The following is a 22237-nucleotide window of genomic DNA, read 5'->3' on the forward strand; positions in this document are numbered from 1 at the left end:
TGCATGACGCCGCGAGATGGTTCAGACGTGCCCGCAAACCCCTGGTCCGACCTGGAGCGACCCCCGCTGTCCGAGGCCGGGCTGAGGAGGTCTCTCGTACGGGAAGGGGGACTGTGGTCGTCCGTGGAGGTGGTGCCCCGTACGGGGTCCACGAACACGGATCTGGTGGAGCGGGCCTCGGCGGGGCCCGTGCCGGAGGGCACCGTGCGCGTCGCCGAGGAGCAGAGCGCGGCGCGCGGGCGGCTCGACCGGAGCTGGTCGGCTCCGCCGCGGTCCGGGCTGTTCTTCTCGGTGCTGCTCAAGCCCGGGGAGCACGAGGTGCCGGTGGCGCGGTGGGGGTGGCTGCCGCTGCTCACGGGGGTGGCGGTGGCGACGGCGCTGTCCTCGGCGGCCGGGGTCGACACGGGGCTGAAGTGGCCGAACGACGTGCTGCTCACGGTCGACGGTGAGGAGCGCAAGGCCGGCGGCATCCTGCTGGAGCGGGCCGGGGCGGACGGGGTCGTGATCGGGGTCGGGCTCAATGTGTCGCTGCGGGCGGAGGAGTTGCCGGTGCCCACGGCGGGGTCGCTGGCGCTGGCCGGGGCGAAGGTCTCCGACCGGGAGCCGGTGTTGCGGGCGGTGCTGCGGTCGCTGGAGCGGTGGTACGTGGAGTGGTGTGCGGCCGAGGGGGATCCGGGGTTGTCCGGGGTGCAGGAGACGTATGCGGCGGGGTGCGTGACGCTCGGGCGTCAGGTGCGGGCGATGTTGCCGGGGGACCGGGATCTGGTGGGGGAGGCGGTGGCCGTGGACGGGGACGGGCGGCTGGTGATCGCGACGGAGGCCGGGGGCCGGGAGCCGGTCGGGGCGGGCGACATCGTCCACTTGCGGCCGGCGTAGGGCCCCGGGGGCCGCGTCTTGCCGTGTTCCGGTCGGCCGTGGCTGGGCGCGCAGTTCCCCGCGCCCCTTAAGGACCTTGGGGAGGCGGGGTGTGCCCCGTGTCGTGTTGCGGGCCGGCGGGGTTGGGCGCGCAGTTCCCCGTGCCCCTGAAAGGCGCACTCCGTGCGCCAACTCAGGGGCGCCCCTGGAGCAGCGGCGGAGCCGCATGCGTAAGGGGCGCGGGGAACTGCGCGCCCGGCCACGGGTGGCGTGCGCTCGCGCAGAGGTCGCTCGCGGCTCCCCAGCGGCGACGGGGCGGACGCCACCCGCAGATGAGCGGAGTGACGTGGCGCACAGGGGCTGCCGTAGAGTTGAGCGCGGTCGATACCTGACCGCGGCAGATCGGAAGGGCAGCAGGCGTGACCGTCGACGACTCGGGCTCCGGCACGGGCGCCCCCACTGACCCCGACGAACCGGAGGGAGTCGAGCAAGAGGGAGAGAACACCGAGGACCCCCTCGCTCTGCGGCTCGAAGGGCTGATCCTCGGGGCCGAGCGCAGATACACCCCGTTCCAGGCGGCGCGCAGCGCGGGCGTCTCCATGGAGTTGGCCTCGCGGTTCTGGCGGGCCATGGGATTCGCCGACATCGGGCAGGCCAAGGCCCTCACGGAGGCCGATGTCCTCGCGTTGCGGCGGCTCGCCGGGCTCGTAGAGGCCGGGCTGCTGAGCGAGGCCATGGCCGTGCAGGTCGCCCGGTCCACCGGGCAGACCACCGCGCGCCTCGCCGAGTGGCAGATCGACTCGTTCCTGGAAGGGCTCACCGAGCCCCCGGAACCCGGCATGACCCGCACCGAGGTCACGTACCCGCTGATGGAACTGCTCCTGCCGGAGCTGGAGGAGTTCCTTGTGTATGTGTGGCGGCGGCAGCTTGCCGCCGCCACCGGACGCGTCGTACAGGCCGGTGACGACGAGGAGATGGTCGACCGGCGGCTCGCCGTCGGGTTCGCCGACCTCGTCGGGTTCACGCGGCTGACCCGACGTATGGAGGAAGAGGAGCTCGGCGAGCTCGTCGAGGCCTTCGAGACGACCGCCGCGGACCTCGTCGCCGCGCACGGCGGGCGGCTCGTCAAGACGCTCGGCGACGAGGTCCTGTTCGCCGCCGACGACGCCGGCATCGCGAGCGAGATCGCGCTGCGCCTCATCGAGACGATGAGCAACGACGAGACGATGCCCGAGCTGCGCGTCGGCATCGCCTTCGGCACGGTCACCACGCGCATGGGCGATGTCTTCGGCTCGACCGTGAACCTCGCGAGCCGCCTCACGTCGATAGCGCCACGGGACAACGTCCTGGTGGACGGCGCCTTCGCCCAGGAGCTGATCAGGATCGGGGAGACGCCCACCTCGGAGGCGGAGGCCGCCGCAGAGGCGCAGAAGGCGAAGGAGGCCGGCGAGGAACCGCCGACGTACCGCTTCGCCCTGCAGCCCATGTGGCAGCGGCCCGTGCGCGGCCTCGGGGTCGTCGAGCCCTGGACGCTGACCCGGCGCACCTGAGATTCTTTCCGTTAACCATCGTTAACGGAAAGGGCGTGTCATGGGTGACGAGCGGCGGTTCGGCGAGTTCGTGGCGGTGCGGGCGCATGAGGAGGGCACCGTCGCCGAGTTGGTGCTCGACCGGCCGAAGGCGATGAACGCCGTGTCGAGCGACATGGCCCGTTCCATCGCCGGTGCGTGCGAGGCGCTGGCGGGGGACCGGGATGTCCGGGTCGTCGTCCTGACCTCCAGCGCCGAGCGGGCCTTCTGCGTCGGGGCCGATCTCAAGGAACGGAACTCCTTCTCCGACGCCGAGCTGCTGCGGCAGCGGCCCGTCACGCGCGCCGCGTACACGGGCGTTCTCGAACTGCCGATGCCGACGATCGCGGCCGTGCACGGCTTCGCGCTCGGTGGCGGGTTCGAGCTGGCGCTCGCCTGCGATCTGATCGTGGCCGACGATTCGGCCGTGGTGGGCCTTCCCGAGGTGTCGGTCGGCGTGATCCCCGGCGGCGGCGGTACGCAGCTGCTGCCGCGCCGCGTCGGTGCGGCGCGCGCCGCCGAGCTGGTCTTCACGGCGCGCCGGGTGCGGGCGGCCGAGGCCGGGGAGCTGGGGCTCGTCGACCAGGTCGTGGCGGCGGGCGCGGACCGGGACGAGGCGCTGGCGCTCGCCGCGCGGATCGCCGTCAACTCGCCGGTCGGGCTGCGCGCGTCGAAGAAGGCGCTGCGCCTCGGGCACGGGCTCGACCTGCGGGCCGGTCTTGAGGTGGAGGACGCGGCGTGGCGGTCCGTGGCGTTCTCCGGGGACCGGGCCGAGGGTGTCGCGGCGTTCAACGAGAAGCGGGCGCCGCGCTGGCCCGGCGAGTGAGCGGACAGCGCGGATAACAGAGGGTGATTTCTACTCCGGCGTAGACCCCGGTTCTACGTACTGAATTCACCAAAATGCCGGAATTCTCCTTACTCTTGAGTGATGGGTGAGGACGTTCGGCTACGCGCCGTGGTGACGCTGGCGCAGGGCATGGCCGCTGCGCGGACTCCGCGCGACTCCTGGCGGGCGGCCGCGCTCGGCGCCTGTCGGGCGCTGTCCGGGAGCTTCGCCGCGCTGTCCGTGTGGGAGCGCGAGCGCGGACGGCTGCGCGTGCTGGTCAACGTAGGAGAGCTGGCCGAGGGGGAGGAGGAGTTCCCCGACGGCGAGGCCTATCCGGTGCACCAGTTCCCGGAGATCACCGAGTTTCTGCACGAGCGGTGGGCCAAGGGCGGCGAGCCGGACGCCTGGGTCGAGACCGCCGATGGGCCCGTCGGGCCGGGCGGCTACTGCCATCAGCGGGTCGCCGCGCTACGTCGCCGGGGGCGCGGCGCGTGCGTCGTCGCGCCGATCGTGCTGCACGGGCGGGCCTGGGGCGAGCTGTATGTGGCGCGGCCGACCGGGGACGAGGTGTTCGGCCGGGCCGACGCCGACTTCGCCACCGTGCTCGCGGCGGTCGTCGCGGCCGGCATCGCGCAGACCGAACGCCTGGAGGAGGCGCGCAAGCTCGCCTTCACCGACGCCCTGACCGGCCTCGCCAACCGCCGCGCCGTCGACATACGCCTCGACGAGGCCGTGGAACGGCACCGGGCGGACGGCTCCGTGGTCAGCCTCGTGGTCTGCGACCTCAACGGGCTGAAGCGGGTCAATGACACCTTCGGGCACGCGGCGGGCGACCGGCTCCTCGAACGGTTCGGCTCCGTGCTCTCGCTGTGCGGGGCGATGCTGCCGGGGGCCCTCGCCGCGCGGCTCGGCGGCGACGAGTTCTCGCTCGTCGTCGTGGGGCCCTCGGCCGACGAGGTGGCGCGGGTGGGCGAGGAGATCTGCGCGCGCGCCGCCGACCTTGACCACGGCGACGGGGTGGCCGTCGGCATCGCGTCGACCGGGGACCCGATCGGCGAGGTCAGCAGCGCGCGGCGGCTGTTCCGGCTCGCGGACGCCGCGCAGTACAAGGCGAAGGCGCTGCGCGCGGCGAAACCGGTGGTGGCCGGGCGGGACGGCGGCCTCGACGACCCGGTGGTCCGGCTCGCGGACTCCCCGCCGCCCGTGTCGGGGGACGGGGAGCGGCGGCGGATCAGGGGCCTCGAACATGAGTGAACACGCGTAAGGGGCCAACCCCGAACCCGGTCGTGACATCTTGAGATTCACTGCGTACGCTCCTGAATATGGATATGCACACTGTGGTGAATGGGGAAGGCGCGCAGCGCGGCATTGAAAGGGTGGTGGTGGGAGACGGGCGGGACGCCGGGGTCACCGCAGCCGATGTCGTCGCCGTCGCGCGCCAGGGCGCCCGTATCGAGCTCTCCGAGGAGGCCGTGGCCGCGCTGGCCGCCGCCCGCGAGATCGTCGACGCGCTCGCCGCCAAACCGGAGCCCGTCTACGGCGTCTCCACCGGGTTCGGCGCGCTCGCCACCCGGCACATCAGCACCGAACTCCGCGCCCAGCTGCAGCGCAACATCGTGCGCTCGCACGCCGCGGGGATGGGCCCGCGCGTCGAGCGCGAGGTCGTGCGCGCGCTGATGTTCCTGCGCCTCAAGACGGTCTGCTCCGGCCACACCGGCGTACGCCCCGAGGTCGCACAGACCATGGCGGACGTGCTGAACGCGGGCATCACCCCGGTCGTCCACGAGTACGGCTCCCTCGGCTGCTCCGGGGACCTCGCCCCGCTCTCGCACTGCGCGCTCACGCTCATGGGCGAGGGCGACGCGGAGGGCCCCGACGGTGTCGTGAAGCCGGCCGGTGAGCTGCTCGCCGAGCACGGGATCACCCCCGTCGAGCTGCGCGAGAAGGAGGGCCTCGCCCTCCTCAACGGCACCGACGGCATGCTCGGCATGCTGGTCATGGCCCTCGCCGACCTCGACAACCTCTACAAGGCCGCCGACATCACGGCCGCCCTCTCCCTCGAAGCCCTGCTCGGTACGGAGAAGGTCCTGCGGCCCGAGCTGCACGACATCCGCCCGCACCCGGGCCAGGCCGTCTCCGCCGCCAACATGCTTGCCGTGCTGGCCGGTTCGGGTCTCACGGGGCACCATCAGGACGACGCGCCGCGCGTGCAGGACGCGTACTCGGTGCGGTGCGCCCCGCAGGTCGCGGGCGCGGGCCGGGACACGATGGCGCACGCCGCGCTGGTCGCCGAGCGGGAGCTGGCCGCGGCCGTCGACAACCCGGTCGTCCTCCCCGACGGCCGTGTCGAGTCCAACGGCAACTTCCACGGCGCCCCGGTCGCCTACGTCCTCGACTTCCTCGCCATCGCGGCAGCGGACCTCGGCTCGATCACCGAACGCCGCACGGACCGCCTCCTCGACAAGAACCGCTCGCACGGCCTGCCGCCGTTCCTCGCGGACGACGCGGGCGTGGACTCGGGCCTGATGATCGCCCAGTACACGCAGGCCGCCCTGGTCAGCGAGTTGAAGCGGCTCGCGGTCCCCGCCTCCGCCGACTCCATCCCGTCCTCGGCGATGCAGGAGGACCACGTCTCCATGGGCTGGTCCGCGGCCCGCAAGCTGCGCACGGCGGTCGACAACCTGACCCGCGTCGTCGCGGTCGAGCTCTACGCCGCCACCCGCGGCATCGAACTCCGCGAGGGCCTCACCCCGGCCCCCGCCTCCACCGCCGCCATCACGGCGGCCCGCAAGGCGGGCGTCCAGGGCCCGGGACCGGACCGCTTCCTCGCCCCGGACCTGGCGGCGGCGGACGAGTTCGTCCGAAGTGGCGCGCTGGTGACGGCAGTTGAGACAGTCACGGGCCCGCTGGGCTGACCGGTCCGTACGATCCGTACGACATGAAGGGGCGGCGCGACAGCCTGTTCGCGCCGCCCTCTTCCGTCTCCTACGCCTCGTACGCCCTGCCCCTGCGCACCGAGTACGCCACGAACCCGACGCCCACACCGAGGAACACCGAACCGCCGATCACATACGGCGTCGTGTCCACCTGCCCCGTGTCGGCGAGCCGCAGTTGGCGGTCCGACTGCTCGGTGACCACCGTGGCGGTGCGCTGCTGGTCGGCATGGGCGAAGTGCTCGGGGGTCGCCGTCGCGGTGGGAACGAACCACAGCGCGCCGAGGAGCGCCGCGGCCGCGGAGGCGGTGAACAGTGAGCGACGTGCGGCTGACACGGAAGCGATCCCCCTTGTGGCGCTGGCTAATTGGCCGTGTGGGCTGATGTTAGTGAAAGACGCGGGTCACAGGAAAGTCACGAGTGCGAAGAGTCGTACGCTCCGGCCATGACCACTGATGAGACGTCACGCTTTGTTCGGCTGAAGGTGGAATTGGTGCTGGAGGTCGGTGACGCGGAGGCGCTGACCGGGGCCGCGCTGCAGCGGATCGCGGAGGACGAGGGGCCGGGGCCCGAGGAGCGGGCGCACTCGGTGAGCGCCGTCGAGGAGGACGAGGCGGAGGCGGTCGCGTACCTCGTGGATCCCTTCGATCTGGTCGCCGACGTTCCGGGCGCCGAGCTGGTGCAGGCCTCCTGGTCGAGCGAGCAGGTCGACTACGACCCCGACTCGCCGGATTGGGACCTGGACGAGGATGATGAGGAGGAGGACGGGCAGAGGGACGACGGGGACGGCGTGTAGCGGCCCTTGAAACGGGAACCCTGGGCGGCAACCGTTGCCCAGGGTTTTGTCGTCCCTGGTGGGGGAGGTTCCGGAGTGGCTTCGCCCACATCGGCCGCTCCTCGGGAACGGGACGAACCGGTCACGGCGTTGAGTGGGTACGAGGGGACAGCTGTGTCCTCTTGGGCCCGCTGTCGACCGGGCTCGGGGCGGTCGACAGCCGGGGAATTCGGCGAAGTCGGGAAATTCGGCGACTATGGAGAAGCGTGTGATAACGGACGGTAAGCGGCGCAAAGGCCTGATGGCCGCGTCCGCGCTGCTCGGCGGTGTGCTCGTGCTCACGGCGTGTGGCGGTGGCGACGGCGGTTCGGGCAAGAAGGAGTCGCAGGCGCAGGCCGACGAGGCCGCCGCGAAGAAGACCTCCGAGGCCGACATCAAGATCGCGCCCAAGGACGGCTCCGACAACGCGAGCATCAACAACGCCGCGAAGGTCACCGTGAGCAAGGGCTCGCTCACCGACGTTTCCATGACCACGACCGACGGTACGAAGGTCGACGGTCAGATCTCCGCGGACAAGAAGAGCTGGAAGCCCACGAACCAGCTCGAGCGCGCCACGACGTACAAGATCGCCGCCGAGGCCAAGGACTCCGACGGCCGCGCCGCGCACGAGAACTCGCAGTTCACGACGGTGTCCCCGGCCAACAGCTTCATCGGCAACTTCACGCCGGAGGACGGTTCGACCGTCGGCGTCGGCATGCCGGTCTCCATCAATTTCGACAAGGCGATCAGCAACAAGGCCGACGTCCAGGACCACATCACCGTGACCTCCAGCAGCGGGCAGGAGGTCGTCGGGCACTGGTTCAACGACACCCGGCTCGACTTCCGCCCCGAGGACTACTGGAAGGGCGGCTCCACCGTCACGATGAAGCTCGACCTTGACGGGGTCGAGGGCGCCGACGGCGTGACCGGTGTGCAGCAGAAGACCGTGTCGTTCAAGATCGGGCGCGACCAGGTCTCCACGGTCGACGCCAAGACCAAGATGATGACCGTCACGCGGGACGGGAAGAAGGTCAAGACGATCCCGATCTCGGCCGGCTCCCCGGACAACAAGACGTACGAGGGTCAGATGGTGATCTCCGAGAAGTTCAAGGAGACCCGGATGAACGGTGCGACGGTCGGCTTCACGGACGACGACGGCAAGGGCGAGTACGACATCAAGGACGTGCCGCACGCGATGCGCCTGTCGAACTCCGGCACCTTCATCCATGGCAACTACTGGGGCGCCAAGTCGATCTTCGGCGGCGCCAACACCAGCCACGGCTGCGTCGGCCTCCAGGACGCCAAGGGCGCCAATGACCCGAGCACCCCGGGCGCCTGGTTCTACAACAACTCGATGGTCGGCGACGTCGTCATCGTGAAGAACACCGGCGACAAGACCGTCCAGCCCGACAACGGCCTCAACGGCTGGAACCTGAGCTGGTCGCAGTGGAAGGCCGGTTCCGCCGAGTAACGACCCCCGAGTCGTACTTCTGCCGATTCGCCGCAGCGGGAGCCGGAGCGTCATCGAACGCTCCGGCTCCCGCTGTCTGTTGTCCGTGTGCCCGCGTGTTCGAGTGTTTGCCAAAGGTTGTACGTACAGAGGTGGGTGTGCCCTTTGTCACGTACCCCTCCAGTCCCAGATGTTTCCCAATGCCCCAATTCGCAGACCGCCACATCAATACACTCGCCTCTCATGTGTAAGTGGAACGTGGAGATCGAGTGCCGAATACGGCCGACTCGTCACAACCTGGGCCGGCCGGGCGGCGACGCCGGTGCCGACGCCTGATGGGCGCTCGGCACAAGCAAGCGAGGGATCCGCGGGCGCACTGGCTGCTGCTCGCGCTCACCCTGCCGGTGCTCCTCGGTGCCCTCCTCTTTCAGGGCTGGACCCAGAACGAGGTCGACGGCGCCAAGACGAAGCCTGCCTGTACGGAGCCCGTTCCCGCGGCGGCCGCCGGCGCGGGCCCCGTTCTGTCGGTCGAGCACGGCAAGGTGCACAGCGCCTCGATGCCGCCCGGCACGGTCGCGCTCACCTACGACGGAGGGCCGAGCCCGAAGACGACGCCGAAGCTGCTCGCGCTGCTGAAGAAGCACCACGCCCACGCCACGTTCTTCCTCAACGGCTCCAAGGCCGCCCAGTACCCCGAGCTGGTCAAGGAGATCAGGGCGGACGGGCACGACATCGGCTCCAACACCTACACCGGCGCCGACATGGGCAGCTCGTCCAAGGTCCGCAGCAAGATGGAGCTCGGGCTCACCCAGAGCGCCTTCGCGGGCAGCGACGGCTTCCACACCTCGCTGCTGCGGATGCCGATGACGACCACCGTCCCCACGATGTGCGGCGGTGAGTGGCCCGCCGCGCAGGCCGCGTCCGAGGACGGCTACCTGCTGGTCGCCGCCGACCACACCGGGCAGCACGTCTCCGACGGCCTGGTCAAGCAGTTCAGCCAGACCGCCCTCGCCTACCAGGAGACGGAAAAGCTCCTCAAGAACCCGCACGCCAAGCGGTTCACCACCGTCACCGAGGGCGTGCGCACCAAGCAGCCCGCGACGACCGAGGCGTCCGCGCCCGCGCACTGGCTCGGCACCGGCCTGATGTGGTTCCAGACCCTCGGCCGCAGCTTCGTCTCCGCGCTCTCCTGGGTGCTCACCGCGGCCGCCGCCCTCGGTGTGCTGCGCCTGCTCGTGCTCGTCCTGTTCGCCCGCGCGCACGTCAGAAGGCTCGAACGGTTCCGGCCCGGCTCGCCGTGGCTGCGCGAGATCCGCGACCCGGTGACCGTGCTCGTCCCCGCGTACAACGAGGAGGCGGGCATCGGCGCGACGCTGCGCTCCCTGCTCGCCTCCACCCACCAGCGGTTGCAGATCATCGTCATCGACGACGGTTCGAGCGACCGCACGGTGGAGATCGCGGATGAGTACGCGCGGCGCGATCCACGTATCCAAGTGGTGTGCCAGCCCAACTCCGGAAAGGCCGCGGCCCTCAACCACGGCCTGAAGTACACCCGTTGCCCGTACGTCGTGATGGTCGACTCGGACACCGTCTTCGAGGCCGACGCCATCCAGCGGCTCGTCCAGCCGCTCGCCCACCCGGCGGTCGGCGCGGTCAGCGGCAACACCAAGGTCGGCAACCGCAAGCGGCTGCTCGGGCGTTGGCAGCACCTGGAGTACGTCTTCGGGTTCAACCTCGACCGCCGCATGTTCGAGGTCCTGGAGTGCATGACGACCGTGCCCGGCGCGATCGGCGCCTTCCGGCTCGACGCGCTGATGGGCGTCGGCGGTCTCAGCGAGGACACCCTCGCCGAGGACACCGACCTCACCATGGCGCTGTGGCGGGCCGGCTGGCGGGTCGTGTACGAGGAGACGGCCATCGCGTGGACCGAAGTCCCCACGTCCTTCCGGCAGTTGTGGCGCCAGCGCTACCGCTGGTGCTACGGCACCCTCCAGGCGATGTGGAAGCACCGGCACGCCGTCGTCGAGGTCGGACCCGCGGGCCGCTTCGGCCGCCGCGGCCTGTCCTACCTGTTCCTCTTCCAGGTCGTACTGCCGCTGCTGGCCCCGATGATCGACGTATTCATGCTCTACAGCGCGCTGTTCGCCGGCGACACCACTACATCCGTCGTGGCCTGGGTGGGCTTTCTCCTCCTCCAGATGGTCGTCGCGGCGTACGCTCTGAAGCTCGACGGAGAGCGCAGGCGCACGCTCTGGTCACTGCCCTTCCAGCTGTTCGTCTACCGGCAGTTGATGTACCTCGTGGTCATCCAGTCCGTGGTGGCCTTCGTGGGTGGCAGCCGGCTGAAGTGGCAGCGCATGCACCGGTCCGGAACGGCCGCCGCGGCGGCCCAGCACATCGGCAGGCCGGCCGACGGTCCCGGCGTGCCGATCGCGAGGTGACGATCCTGAACCCCAGCGCACTGACCCCGACCCCGTACGACCCCTACGGTCACGGCGACGGCTACTCACACGAGTACGACGACGGTTACTCGCCCGGGTACGACGACGTGCACTCGCACGAGCTCGTCGAGCACCACCCGTTCGACCCGGTGCCGCCGAACGGCCCCGGCGGCCGGGCCGGCGGCGGCTACAAGCGCAGCGAGCGCGAGCCCAAGCGGAAGCGCAAGCGCGGCAAGTTCGGCAAGCTGGTGCGCCTGCTGTGCCTGCTCGTACTGCTCACGCTGCTGGCGGGAGCCGGTACGTACGTGTGGGCGGGCTCCCGGCTCGACGGCGACGTCGACCTGGGCGCGATCTCCCAGCGGGCCGCGCCCGGCAAGGGCACCAACTACCTGATCGTGGGCTCCGACAGCCGCGAGGGCCTCAGCGACCAGCAGGCCAAGAACCTGCACACCGGCTCCGAGCTGGGCTCCGAGGGGCGCCGTACCGACTCGATGATGGTGCTGCACTCCGGCGCCCACGGCTCCACCCTCACCAGCCTGCCGCGCGACTCCTGGGTCACCATCCCCGGTTACGTGGACCCGAAGACCGGCGTCCACCACAAGCCGGCGAAGAACAAGCTCAACGCCGCGTTCTCGCTCGGCGGCCCCGAACTCCTCGTCCGCACCATCGAGTCCAACACCGGCCTGCGCATCAACCACTACACGGAGATCGGCTTCGCCGGGTTCGTCGGCATCGTCGACGCGGTCGGCGGCGTGCCGATGTGCGTGGACCGGCACATCGTCGACGACAAGTCGGGCCTCGACCTCACCAAGGGCTGCCACAACCTGACGGGCCGCGAGGCGCTCGGCTTCGTACGCCAGCGCCACCAGGAGAAGAACGGCGACCTCGGCCGCTCGCAGAACCAGCAGAAATTCCTCTCCGCGCTCGCCAAGAAGGCCTCGTCGCCGGGCGTCCTGATGAACCCGTCCGCCCTGTACGGCACGGCGGGCGCGGGCCTCGACACGCTCATCGTCGACAAGTCCACCGGGGTCCCGCAGCTGACCCGGCTGTTCAAGTCGATGAAGGCGGTCACCGCGGGACAGGGCAAGCAACTCGGCGTCCCCGTCGGCACGATGGGCCTCGCCACGTCCAAGGGAAGCGCCATCGTCTGGGACAAGAAGAAGGCGAAGCTCCTGTTCACGGAGTTGCGGGAGGACCGCCCGGTCACGGTCAAGGAGTGAGCCCCGCGCTCCGGTTGCGCTCGTCGCTGACAGCGTGGCCGGAGCGTCCCGGCGGTGCTTCGCTGGACGGCATGACGACTCGATCCCGCACCGTCGAGTACATCCGTTACCGCATCCCCGAGGAGCGGTCCGCCGAATTCCTGGCGTCCTACACCAGCGCGGCCCGGCAACTGGCGGCGTCCCCGTACTGCCACGACTACGAACTCACGCGCTGCGAGGAGGACTTCGAGCACTTCGTCCTGCGCATCGAGTGGACGTCGACGGAGGACCACCTCAAGGGCTTCCGCGCCTCCGACCTCTTCCCGCCCTTCCTCGCCGAGATCCGCCCCTACGTCGGGTACATCGACGAAATGCGCCACTACGCGCCGACCACGGTGCACGGCACGGGCTCCGCGGAGCCGACGCTCTACGAATGGGCGGGCGGCGCCGAGGCGTTCACCCGCCTCACCACCGTGTTCTACGAGAAGGTGGTCAAGGACGACCTCCTCGCCCCGCTCTTCGCCGACCTGCCGCCGGAGCACCCGCAGCACGTCGCGCTCTGGCTCGGCGAGGTCTTCGGCGGCCCGCCCACCTACTCCGAACAACTCGGCGGCCACAGCCACATGGCCTCCCGCCACCTCGGCAAGTCCATCACCGAGCCGCAACGCCGCCGCTGGGTCAACCTCATGCACGACGCGGCGGACGAGGCCAACTTCCCCGCGGACCCCGAATTCCGCTCCGCGTTCAGCGCGTACATCGAGTGGGGCACCCGCATGGCCCTCTACTTCTCCAACCCCGACGCGACGTGTCCGACGGACCAGCCGGTCCCGCGATGGAATTGGGGCGCGGCCCCTCCGTACCGCCCCTGAGAGGCGCTACGCCGGGGACATCACCTCGTACAGATTCCGCGCGTCGTCGACGAAGAACAGCCCGCGGGCGCACAGCGGGTGATCGATGCGCCCGTTGGCGGGATCGCGCGGCGAATTGCCGTAGGGGACCCCCAACTCTCTTACGCGGGCGTGGATTTGGTCGAAGGTCTCGGGGTCGACGTCAAAGGCGAGATGATGCCCCTCGGGCTCCTCGACCGTCATGAAGTCCAGGGTCAGCGACCCGTTGACCCGGACCGGCGCGAAGTGCCCGCCCATCCCGGCGGGCGGCAGCGCCTCAAGACCCATCACGTCGGCGAAGAAGCGGGCGGCCGCCGTGTTGTCGACGGCCGGGACGATGGTGTGGTTGAGGGTGACGGTCATGCGGGGCTCCCGGTGGGCGCGGCCAGTGATCCGTGCAGCAGTACGTCGACGAGCTCGGCCGGGGTCGGGTTCAACTCGGCCTCCGGGGAGCGCAGTTGGGTGAAGAGCATGCCGAGGAAGACCGTGGCGAGCTTGTCCGGCGGCAGCCGCAGGGCCTCCCGGTCCGGCTCGATCAGCTCGCTCAGCGCCTCCCGTATCGCCTGCGCGGACGCCTGCCGGTTGTCCTGCGTGGGCCGCTCGCCCTCGGGGCGCCCGCGCCGACGCCCGGAGGCGTAGAGCCCGCCGACGACGGTGCCCATCCGGTCCAGGTGTGCCCGCATCGCCTCGGCGGCCTCGGTGAGCCGGGCGGCGAGGGGCTGCTCCAGGTCGATCGAGCCCAGCTCGCGCCGCACGTGCTCGGGGCTGACGGCCTCGGCGACGCAGGCGTCGAGCACCTCGTCCTTGTCCTTGAACACCCGGAAGATCGTGGCCTCCCCGATCCCGGCGGCCCGCGCGATCTGCCCCGTGGTGACGGCCCCGCCGTACTCGGCGACCAGCGGCAACGCGGCCGCGACGATCATGCTGCGGCGCTGCTCCGGGCTCATGCCGGGCGCGCGCTTCTTGGTGGTGGGCGGCATGAGCCGAAGGTACGGAGTGAGTGCTCACTCCGTCAAGAGGGGGCGTCCACAGAGGCGTCTACAGCTTCGTCCGCAGCGAGTCGTCCACGCCCCAGCTGGCCAGCAGGCGCAGCGCCTCCGCCGACGCAGAACCCGGCTCCGCGTGGTACACGGACAGGAACTGGCCGTCGTCGTCCGGCAGGTGCAGCGTCTCGTACGCCAGGGTGAGGTCGCCCACCACCGGGTGCCGCATCCGCTTCACGCCGTGACCCTTCTCCTTCACGTCGTGCGTGGCCCACAGCCGCCTGAACTCCTCGCTCTTGACGGAGAGTTCACCCACCAGCGCCGACAGTTCGGGGTCCTCCGGATTGCGTCCCGCGTACAGCCGCAGATAGCTGACCATGTCGGTCGCCTTCGAGTCCCAGTCGACGAACAGCTCCCGGTAGTCCGGGTTCAGGAACGTGAGCCGCGCCCAGTTCCGCTCCGCGCGCGGCAGCTTCCCCCAGTCCCCGAACAGCGCCGCCGCCATCCGGTTCCACGCGAGGATGTCGGAGCGCGCACCGCCGATGTACGCGGGTACGCCCTCCATCGAGTCGAGGAGGTGCCGCAGCGCGGGCCGCACCTGCGCCTGCCGCTTCGGGACCGGCGCCTTGCGCAGCGTCCGGGTCGGCCGGGCGAGGTGGACGAGGTGCGCGTGCTCGGTGTCGCTGAGTCTGAGGGCGCGCGCGATCGCGTCGAGCACCTCGGCCGAGACATTGCGCCCGTTGCCCTGCTCCAGGCGCGTGTAGTACGCGACCGAGACCCCGGCGAGCTGCGCCAGTTCCTCGCGCCGGAGCCCCGGCACCCGCCGGTGTCGCACGGGCGTGGGCAGCCCCACGTCCTCGGGCTTGAGCCGGGCCCGCCGGGTGCGCAGGAACTCGCTCAGCTCGGCCCGCCGGTCCAGGCCACCGTTGTCGTCGTCCATAGTGTCCAGTATTCCCGTTCGTACGACCGGGAGCCTGACCCCGCCAGTAGTAGGACCACTGAACGTACGCAAAGCGGTGACCTGCGCATTCTTTGCCGATCGGGGTGGGCCGGGCGCAGTCTTGGAGCCATGACCACGACTGTTTCCGCATACGCCGCCCCCAGCGCCAAGGCCCCGCTGGAGCGCACCACCATCGAGCGCCGTGCCGTCGGCGAGCACGACGTACTGATCGACATCAAGTTCGCCGGAATCTGTCACTCCGACATCCACCAGGCCCGCGAGGGCTGGGGCGAGGCCATCTTCCCGATGGTCCCGGGCCACGAGATCGCCGGTGTCGTGGAGGCGGTCGGTGCGGGCGTCACCAAGTTCAAGGTCGGCGACCGCGTCGGCGTCGGCTGCATGGTCGACTCCTGCGGCGAGTGCGAGCCCTGCACGTCCGGGTTCGAGCAGCACTGCGTCAAGGGCAACGTCCAGACGTACAACGGTGTCGGCAAGGACGGTGAGCCCACCTACGGTGGCTACTCCCAGAAGGTCGTCGTCACCGAGGGCTTCGTCGTGGGTATCCCCGAGGGCATCGCGCTCGACGTGGCCGCGCCGCTGCTGTGCGCGGGCATCACCACGTACTCCCCGCTGAAGCACTGGGGCGCGGGCCCCGGCAAGAAGGTCGCCGTTGTCGGCCTCGGTGGCCTCGGCCACATGGGCGTCAAGATCGCGCACGCGATGGGCGCCGAGGTCACGGTCCTGTCGCAGTCGCTGCGCAAGAAGGACGACGGCCTGCGCCTGGGCGCCGACCACTTCTACGCGACGAGCGACCCGGCCACCTTCGAGGAGCTCGCCGGCACCTTCGACGTGATCCTCTCGACGGTCTCCGCGCCGCTGGACTTCAGCGCGTACATGGGGCTGGTCAAGACGGGTGGCGCGCTGGTGAACGTGGGCGCCCCCGAGGAGCCGATCGCGCTCAACCTGTTCTCCCTCATCGGCGGCAACAAGGTGCTGGCCGGGTCCATGATCGGTGGCATCGCCGAGACCCAGGAGATGCTCGACTTCTGCGCCGAGCACGGGCTTGGCGCCGAGATCGAGCTCATCGAGGCGAGCCAGGTCAATGAGGCGTACGAGCGGGTGCTCGCGTCGGACGTGCGGTACCGGTTCGTGATCGACGCGGCCACGATCTGACCTTTACCCGGCACCGGCCCACGCCACGGGGCTCCGCCCCGGACCCCGCGCCTCAAGCGCCGGCGGGGCTTGAATTGCCGAACCGTGCTTGCGGTCGACGGCTCTCAGTGCCGCGCAACAGGGGAGTGAGGACCGGCCCCGGCGCCTTCCCTCCTCCCCTCCTCACCGCCTTACCCGAGACGTAATCGACGCCCTCCCCGGGCTCCGGCAGGATCCGAGTATCCCGACGGACCCGAGGAGGGCTCGCTCATGACCGCCTACGTCATCGCCGTACTCGACACCACGTCCACCCCCACCCCGCACCCCGACGTCCTCACCTACATGGAGCGCGTCCAGGCCACCTTCACCCCGTACGGCGGCCGCTTCCTGGTGCACGGCAAGCCGGGGGAGTGGGTGGAGGGCGAGCCGCTCGGCGGCGTCGTGATGGTGGAGTTCCCGGATCTGGCCGCGGCCCACGCCTGGTACGCGTCCCCCGCCTACCAGGAGATCCTGCCGCTGCGCACCGACCACCTGCCCGGCGACGTGGTGTTCCTGGAGGGCGTCCCGGAGGGGTACGACGCGGCCCGTACGGCGGCGAGGATGCGGGCCGCGGCTCACTGACCCCGGGGCGCCGCCCACGCCACGTCGTCCACCGCGAGGAACGGCGTCTCCGCGATCGCCGAGGGGGTCGCCCCGGTGAACGCGCGGACGTCGCGGTGCAGATGGGACTGGTCGGCGTACCCGCTGTCGGCGGCGACACGGGACGGCGGGGTTCCCGCCGAGAGGCGATGCGCGGCCCGGTCGAAGCGGATGAGCCGGGCCGCGTGCTGCGGCGTGAGCCCGACCTGCGCGCGGAACCGGGACCACAGCCGCTTGCGGCTCCACCCCGTCTCCCGGGCCAGCCGGTCCACCCGTACGAGACCGTGGTCGGCCGCCAACCGCCGCCAGGCGTACGCCACTTCGGGGTCGACGACGGGACCGTCCTGCGCCCTGAGTGCCAGCGCCCGCTCGGCGATCGCGAACCGCTCCGGCCAGGACCCGGCCACCCGCAACCGCTCCTGCAGGCGCTCGGCGGCGGCCCGCCCCCACAGCGCGTCGAGGTCGACCGCCTCCCCGTAAGGGCCGCCCGGCGCCCCGAGCACCGCGTGCGCGAGCAGCGGCGAGAGGCGCAACTGGAGGCAGGCGAAGCCGCGCTCGCCCCCGGCCCGCACGGTGTCCGGCGCGAGGCCGATGACCAGCCGCTCGCAGCCCCGGCGGCCGGCGCCGTCGTCCACGGACAGGGGAGCGCCGCCGAGGTTGAACGCCAGCGTGACCGACGGGTGCGGGATCAGCAGCAGGTTCCGCAGATCCGTGCGCCGGTCGCTGAAACCGGCCATTCGCAGCCCACGCAGTGGCCCGGGCACGGGTCCTGCCGGTACGGCGATCTCCCACGGGGGCCGGGGCATCCGGGTCTCCCCTCTCCCCTCAAGTTGCCTACGCGTGCGCTCAGTTGGAGTCCGCCGTGGCCGTCGCGGCGAACTCCCGCAGCAGCGCGGCGGTCTCCTCCGTCGCTTCCAGCATGGGCGTGTGCCCCACCCCCGGCAACAGTTCGATACGGGCCCCGGGCACGGCGCGGTACGCCTGGGCCGAGGAGGACCGCCACCGCCTGTCCTCGGCGCCGAAGAGCACGAACACCGGGAGACCCAGCGGCGCGAGGCGTTCCGGGAGGCCGCGCTGCCCGAGATACGCCCGGTAGCCGCGCATCGTCCCCACGAAGGCGCGGTGAGTCATGGCCAGCGCCCCCTCGACGTAGGAGTCGGGGATCGGGACGGGGCGGGTGACCGCCGTGGCCGCGGCCCTCCGCAGCGCGTCGGGGGTGCGCAGCCGCCACAGCAGCGGCCCGACGACCGGCACCGACAGCAGCCGCACCAGCGGACTCTCGCCGGCCTGCGCGTTCGGATCGGGCCCCATGTCGATCAGCGCCACCGCCGTCACCTTCGCGGCCCGCTGCTCTGCCAGCGCCGTCGCCACCATGCACCCCGACGAGTGCCCGACGACGGTCACCCGCTCCACCCCGAGGTCGTCCAGGACGGCGCCGACCCGGCGCGCCTGTGCGGGCACCCCGAACCCGCCGCTCTTCGGCGCCGGGGAGCGCCCGCACCCCGGCAGGTCCACCCGGATCACCCGGAAGGTCTCCGCGAGCGCCGGGACCACCGGGTCCCAGTGCTCCAAGGAGCCCGCGCTGCCGTGGACCAGCAGCACGGCGGGCGCCTGCGGCGGCCCGCTCACTTCCACGTGGACATCTGTTACGTAGAGCTCCGCCATGACGCTGCCCGCCTCCCGTTGCCGTACCGGCTGTGGATCGAGCATCACGGCGGAAGGCCCCGGCCGTATTGGACGGATGTTCCCGGGTGGGCAAGATCAAGCCTCGCCGGCGATTGAGGCGCGGGGGCCGGGGCAGAGCCCCGAGACGTAGGCACGGCACCGGATCAATGGCGCAGCGTCGCCGGGCTCCCGCCATTCGCCTCGTAACCGGCGACGGCCAGCGCCCGGTACACCGCGTACGAGGCCGCCGGGTCGGGCTCGGCGGTCCACGGGATCGCGCCCACGTGCCCGTCGACGTGCACCAGCTGGTGCATCGCCTCGGACCAGCGCTCGCCGCGCACCAGGAAGAAGACGAGCAGGTGCCGTACGTGGGCCAGCATCGGGTCGTCGGGACGCGCGGCGTTCACCGCGAACAGCGCGCCGTGCAGCGCCTTCGTCACGACCTCGCTCTCGTAGAAGCCGCGCACCAGGTTCACGTCCGGCACGTGCTCGTACAGCGCGAACAGCGGCAGCGCCGCCAGCAGCGAACCGCGCGGGGCGCGCGCGGCGGCGGCCTCGGCGAAGGAGAAGGCCTGCTCGCGGGAGCCGTGCCACTTCTCCGTCCAGTAGCGAAGACCCGCCAGGTGTGCGCCGAAGTGGCCGGGCGCGGTGTCGAGGATCTTCAGCCACAGCTGCTCGAACTCGACCTGCGAATAGCCGAGTCCACGCGCGACGGCGAGGTGCGTGATGTGCGGGACGGGGTCGCCGGGGGCGAGCAGCGCCGCCGCCTCACAAGCGTCCCGCGCCTCCTCCAGGACGATCCGCTGCTCCTCGGGCGTACCGCCGCCGCGCCACGCCTGCTGCACCAGGAACTCGGCGAAGACCTGCGCCCCGCCCGCGTCCTTCGGCTGCTGGGACCGCCACGCGTGCAGCCACCCGGCACCGAGCCGCGGCGTCTGCTGCGCCTCCAGGGCGGCGGCACCGGCCACCGCCTGCACCCGCTCCCACCGGGCCTCGGTCTCCTTGCCGGTCCCGGCGAGGAGTTGGGAGGCCGCCGTGAAGTCCTGGCCCCGCTGCACGACCGCCATCACGTCGAGCAGGTCCTGGTCGGGCCCCGGCAGCCGCACGTCCAGGTCCTCCTGCAACGCGAACCCGTAGTCGGCCGGGTCGGCGGCGTCCGGCGAACCCGGTGCGACCTGACGGATCCCGCCGCGGCGTCGCACCAACTGCGACACCACGAGCCCGATCATGAGCGCGGCCATCAGCCCCCAGAGAATTCCCATATCAACAACGCTAACGTGCGGCTCCGACAGCGGGTTCCCGCCAGCGCGGGCGACAAAAGCGCGCAGCGCCCCACCTCCGCCCGCCCGACCGCCTACGCTCGGCCGACATGAGCGACACGCACAGCCACAGCGGCAGCACTCCGCGCGGCTTCGAGACCACCGCCATCCACGCCGGCAACACGGCAGACCCCGTGACCGGCGCCGTCGTCCCGCCGATCTACCAGGTGTCCACGTACAAGCAGGACGGCGTGGGCGGCCTGCGCGGCGGCTACGAGTACAGCCGCAGCGCCAACCCCACCCGCAGCGCCCTGGAGGAGAACCTCGCCGCCCTGGAGGGCGGCCGGCACGGGCTCGCCTTCGCGTCCGGGCTCGCCGCCGAGGACTGCCTGCTGCGTACGCTGCTCGGCCCCGGCGACCACGTCGTCATCCCGAACGACGCCTACGGCGGCACGTTCCGGCTGTTCGCCAAGGTCGTGACGCGGTGGGGCGTCGAGTGGTCGGTCGCCGACACCAGCGACGTCGACGCGGTGCGCGCCGCGATCACCCCGAAGACCAAGGCCGTGTGGGTCGAGACGCCCTCCAACCCGCTCCTCGGCATCACCGACATCGCGGCCGTCGCGCAGGTCGCCCGCGAGGCCGGCGCCAAGCTGATCGTCGACAACACCTTCGCCAGCCCCTACCTCCAGCAGCCGCTCGCCCTCGGCGCCGACGTCGTCGTCCACTCCATGACGAAGTACATGGGCGGCCACTCGGACGTCGTCGGCGGCGCCCTCGTCGTCAACGACGACGCCCTCGCCGAGGACCTCACCTTCCACCAGAACGCCATGGGCGCGATCGCCGGTCCCTTCGACGCCTGGCTGGTGCTGCGCGGCATCAAGACGCTGCCCGTGCGCATGGACCGGCACAGCGAGAACGCCGGTCGCATCGTCGACATGCTCACGCGCCACCCCCGGGTCACGAAGGTCCTCTACCCGGGCCTGCCCGAGCACCCCGGACACGAGATCGCGGCGAAGCAGATGAGGGCGTTCGGCGGCATGGTGTCCTTCCAGGTCGAGGGCGGCGAGGAGGCGGCCGTCGCGGTCTGCGACCGGGCGAAGCTCTTCACGCTGGGCGAGTCCCTCGGCGGCGTCGAGTCCCTCATCGAGCACCCCGGCCGCATGACGCACGCCTCCGCCGCGGGCTCCGCCCTGGAGGTCCCCGCCGACCTCGTACGCCTCTCCGTAGGCATCGAGTCGGCCGACGACCTGCTCGCGGACCTTCAGCAGGCGCTCGACAAGTAGCCCTCTACGTAGGTGGGTTCACGGTAGGTACGTAGGTGGGTTCACCACCCCGTCAGTGGTGGAGTCGTCTTCGAAGGCGGCTCCACCCACGGCCGGTCGACCGTCGCCCACACGAGGAACGCCACGACGGCGATGACCAGCACGCACCACAGGAGCCTGAGCGCCGCCCGCCTGCGCCGCCGCGCCCTGCCGCCCCTGCGCATCGCCTCCGCGCACAGCTCGGCCGGCACCACGGGCGCGGGTTCGGCGTCGAGCACGGCACGTACGGCGGCTTCCTGGCGCTCTTCGAGGCTCATGCCGGCGCGGCTCCCTGCAACTCGGTGGGCGCGGGGCCGCGCGGCGGGTGCAGGACGAGGGCGAGCGCCCGCGCGTGCACGGAGCGGACCCGCTCCACGGGCAGCCCGAGCAGCGAGGCCGTCTGCTCCTCGCCGACCCCTTCGAAGAGCCGCAGCACGAGAATCAGCCGTTCCTGGGGGCTCAGCCGCCCCAACGCGCCGCCACGCGCGCGATGTTGCCGCCACGCTCCGCGCGCGAACCGGACGGCCAGCTCCTTGCGCGCGCAGTCGTAGGGATCCTCACCCCGAAGGTGGTCCCAGGAGGCGTACGTTCGGCCGAGGGCGGCCGTGAGCAGCTTCCGCGCGCGCGGGTTGGCGTCCGGCGGCTCTCCGGTGAGCAGCGTCGCGGCGCGCAACAGCCGCCCGGCCGCGCCCGCGACGAACGCCTCGAACTCACGGGCCCGGCGGGCGTCCCGCGACGCCTGCCGTTCACGCACCCTTCATATGAGGCCGAGCGCGGCTCCCTGGTCAAGAGGGCGGGAGCCGCTCACCGTCGGACGTACTCAGGAGTCGGCGGGCGGCGTCGGCTGGCCGTGCCGCGCGGAGAGCGCCGAATTGAAGCGCGCGAGGAGCGCGCAGAACTGCTCGCGCTCCTCCGGCTCCCACTCCTGCGTCAACTGGGCCATCAACTCCCGCCTGGACGTGCGTACCTCGTCGAGCCGGGCGGCGCCGCGCGGCGACAGCTGCAACACCACCGCACGTCCGTCCTCCGGGTGGGAGGTGCGCTTGACGAGCCCCGTGTCGACGAGCGGGGCGACCTGCCGGGTCACCGTCGAGGAGTCGATCCCCATGCTCGAAGCGAGCGCCTTGACGCCCATCGGGCCTTCCTTGTCGAGACGGTTGAGCAGCAGATAGGCGGCTCGATCCATGGAGTTGCGCACCTGGCCGACCCCGCCAAGACGGGTCTGTTCGGCGCGACGGGCGAAGACCGCCACCTCGTGCTGGAGCGTTTCGAGGAGGCCGGGGTCACCAGCGGTCGTCATGTCCATCGTTTCCTGTGGTGTGGGC

The 22237-nt window shown here is 71.4% G+C and carries 23 protein-coding genes; 13 read left to right on the forward strand and 10 right to left on the reverse strand.

All coding sequences use genetic code 11. The features are described from left to right. Positions 1-3: 3 nt before the first annotated feature. From RBJ65_RS03605 to hutH, 5 genes are all read left to right on the forward strand, one after another. Entirely contained in the window at positions 4-876 is an 873-nt protein-coding gene (locus tag RBJ65_RS03605; RefSeq protein WP_306317751.1) for a biotin--[acetyl-CoA-carboxylase] ligase, read from the forward strand. A 398-nt stretch (positions 877-1274) separates the two neighbouring features. Next, positions 1275-2405 carry an adenylate/guanylate cyclase domain-containing protein gene (locus tag RBJ65_RS03610; protein WP_306317752.1) on the forward strand — a complete coding sequence of 377 codons (1131 nt, stop codon included), beginning with the start codon at positions 1275-1277 and terminating at the stop codon, positions 2403-2405. Positions 2406-2445: 40 nt separating this feature from the next. Further along, the gene (locus RBJ65_RS03615) at positions 2446-3249 is read left to right on the forward strand and encodes an enoyl-CoA hydratase/isomerase family protein (RefSeq protein ID WP_306317753.1); all 804 of its coding nucleotides are present in this window, start codon (positions 2446-2448) and stop codon (positions 3247-3249) included. 102 nt (positions 3250-3351) lie between these two features. Next, the gene (locus RBJ65_RS03620) at positions 3352-4503 is read left to right on the forward strand and encodes a GGDEF domain-containing protein (RefSeq protein WP_306317754.1); all 1152 of its coding nucleotides are present in this window, start codon (positions 3352-3354) and stop codon (positions 4501-4503) included. Between the two features lie 68 nt (positions 4504-4571). Beyond that, a complete protein-coding gene (hutH, locus tag RBJ65_RS03625) occupies positions 4572-6164 on the forward strand; it encodes a histidine ammonia-lyase (RefSeq protein WP_306317755.1) in 1593 nt (530 codons plus the stop codon). A gap of 70 nt (positions 6165-6234) precedes the next feature. On the opposite strand, the gene RBJ65_RS03630 is transcribed toward hutH, so the two are convergent. Further along, on the reverse strand, positions 6235-6519 hold the full coding sequence (locus RBJ65_RS03630) for a hypothetical protein (protein WP_306317756.1): 285 nt from the start codon (positions 6517-6519) through the stop codon (positions 6235-6237). Between the two features lie 108 nt (positions 6520-6627). Here RBJ65_RS03630 and RBJ65_RS03635 point away from each other — a divergent pair, with 108 nt between their 5' ends. From RBJ65_RS03635 to RBJ65_RS03655, 5 genes are all read left to right on the forward strand, one after another. Further along, a complete protein-coding gene (locus RBJ65_RS03635) occupies positions 6628-6978 on the forward strand; it encodes a hypothetical protein (RefSeq protein WP_306317757.1) in 351 nt (116 codons plus the stop codon). A 235-nt stretch (positions 6979-7213) separates the two neighbouring features. Then, entirely contained in the window at positions 7214-8467 is a 1254-nt protein-coding gene (locus tag RBJ65_RS03640) for an Ig-like domain-containing protein (protein WP_306317758.1), read from the forward strand. Positions 8468-8781: 314 nt separating this feature from the next. Further along, entirely contained in the window at positions 8782-10887 is a 2106-nt protein-coding gene (locus tag RBJ65_RS03645; protein WP_306317759.1) for a bifunctional polysaccharide deacetylase/glycosyltransferase family 2 protein, read from the forward strand. Then, on the forward strand, positions 10884-12107 hold the full coding sequence (locus tag RBJ65_RS03650) for an LCP family protein (RefSeq protein ID WP_306317760.1): 1224 nt from the start codon (positions 10884-10886) through the stop codon (positions 12105-12107). Before RBJ65_RS03645 ends, RBJ65_RS03650 begins: the two co-directional genes overlap by 4 nt. A gap of 71 nt (positions 12108-12178) precedes the next feature. Beyond that, on the forward strand, positions 12179-12955 hold the full coding sequence (locus RBJ65_RS03655; protein ID WP_306317761.1) for a group II truncated hemoglobin: 777 nt from the start codon (positions 12179-12181) through the stop codon (positions 12953-12955). 6 nt (positions 12956-12961) lie between these two features. Here RBJ65_RS03655 and RBJ65_RS03660 read toward each other — a convergent pair whose 3' ends face one another. Genes RBJ65_RS03660 through RBJ65_RS03670 form a run of 3 tightly spaced genes read right to left on the reverse strand, consistent with a single transcriptional unit; the run spans position 12962 to position 14896 of the window. Next, complete coding sequence (locus RBJ65_RS03660; protein ID WP_306317762.1) at positions 12962-13336, reverse strand: VOC family protein; 375 nt, start codon at positions 13334-13336, stop codon at positions 12962-12964. Next, entirely contained in the window at positions 13333-13953 is a 621-nt protein-coding gene (locus RBJ65_RS03665) for a TetR/AcrR family transcriptional regulator (RefSeq protein WP_306317763.1), read from the reverse strand. The genes RBJ65_RS03660 and RBJ65_RS03665 overlap by 4 nt, the downstream gene beginning before the upstream one ends. Positions 13954-14011: 58 nt before the next feature. Further along, on the reverse strand, positions 14012-14896 hold the full coding sequence (locus RBJ65_RS03670) for a helix-turn-helix domain-containing protein (protein WP_306317764.1): 885 nt from the start codon (positions 14894-14896) through the stop codon (positions 14012-14014). A 129-nt stretch (positions 14897-15025) separates the two neighbouring features. Here RBJ65_RS03670 and RBJ65_RS03675 point away from each other — a divergent pair, with 129 nt between their 5' ends. Together RBJ65_RS03675 and RBJ65_RS03680 are read left to right on the forward strand one after the other, a co-directional pair. Continuing rightward, positions 15026-16069 (forward strand): NAD(P)-dependent alcohol dehydrogenase, encoded by a 1044-nt coding sequence (locus RBJ65_RS03675; protein ID WP_306317765.1) that lies wholly within the window; start codon positions 15026-15028, stop codon positions 16067-16069. 249 nt (positions 16070-16318) lie between these two features. Continuing rightward, complete coding sequence (locus RBJ65_RS03680) at positions 16319-16669, forward strand: DUF1330 domain-containing protein (protein ID WP_306317766.1); 351 nt, start codon at positions 16319-16321, stop codon at positions 16667-16669. On the opposite strand, the gene RBJ65_RS03685 is transcribed toward RBJ65_RS03680, so the two are convergent. The 3 genes from RBJ65_RS03685 to RBJ65_RS03695 all read right to left on the reverse strand — a co-directional run bounded on the left by RBJ65_RS03685 (position 16663) and on the right by RBJ65_RS03695 (position 19614). Then, positions 16663-17493, reverse strand: a complete 831-nt coding sequence (locus RBJ65_RS03685; protein WP_306317767.1) for an AraC family transcriptional regulator — start codon at positions 17491-17493, stop codon at positions 16663-16665. The two genes, RBJ65_RS03680 and RBJ65_RS03685, sit on opposite strands and share 7 nt — an antisense overlap. Before the next feature lie 40 nt (positions 17494-17533). Beyond that, entirely contained in the window at positions 17534-18352 is an 819-nt protein-coding gene (locus RBJ65_RS03690; protein ID WP_306317768.1) for an alpha/beta fold hydrolase, read from the reverse strand. Between the two features lie 164 nt (positions 18353-18516). Then, entirely contained in the window at positions 18517-19614 is a 1098-nt protein-coding gene (locus RBJ65_RS03695; protein ID WP_306317769.1) for a hypothetical protein, read from the reverse strand. Between the two features lie 107 nt (positions 19615-19721). Between RBJ65_RS03695 and RBJ65_RS03700 the strand changes: the two genes are divergently transcribed. Continuing rightward, positions 19722-20894, forward strand: coding sequence for a cystathionine gamma-synthase (locus RBJ65_RS03700; protein ID WP_306317770.1), 1173 nt, complete (start codon positions 19722-19724; stop codon positions 20892-20894). Between the two features lie 41 nt (positions 20895-20935). Here RBJ65_RS03700 and RBJ65_RS03705 read toward each other — a convergent pair whose 3' ends face one another. The 3 genes from RBJ65_RS03705 to RBJ65_RS03715 all read right to left on the reverse strand — a co-directional run bounded on the left by RBJ65_RS03705 (position 20936) and on the right by RBJ65_RS03715 (position 22218). Continuing rightward, positions 20936-21190 carry a hypothetical protein gene (locus tag RBJ65_RS03705; protein WP_306317771.1) on the reverse strand — a complete coding sequence of 85 codons (255 nt, stop codon included), beginning with the start codon at positions 21188-21190 and terminating at the stop codon, positions 20936-20938. Further along, the gene (locus tag RBJ65_RS03710) at positions 21187-21666 is read right to left on the reverse strand and encodes a sigma factor-like helix-turn-helix DNA-binding protein (protein ID WP_306317772.1); all 480 of its coding nucleotides are present in this window, start codon (positions 21664-21666) and stop codon (positions 21187-21189) included. Before RBJ65_RS03710 ends, RBJ65_RS03705 begins: the two co-directional genes overlap by 4 nt. 66 nt (positions 21667-21732) lie before the next feature. Beyond that, positions 21733-22218, reverse strand: coding sequence for a MarR family winged helix-turn-helix transcriptional regulator (locus RBJ65_RS03715; protein WP_306318011.1), 486 nt, complete (start codon positions 22216-22218; stop codon positions 21733-21735). Positions 22219-22237: the final 19 nt, after the last annotated feature.

Origin of the sequence: Streptomyces sp. KL109B, assembly GCF_030766935.1 — a bacterium.
GTDB lineage: Bacteria > Actinomycetota > Actinomycetes > Streptomycetales > Streptomycetaceae > Streptomyces.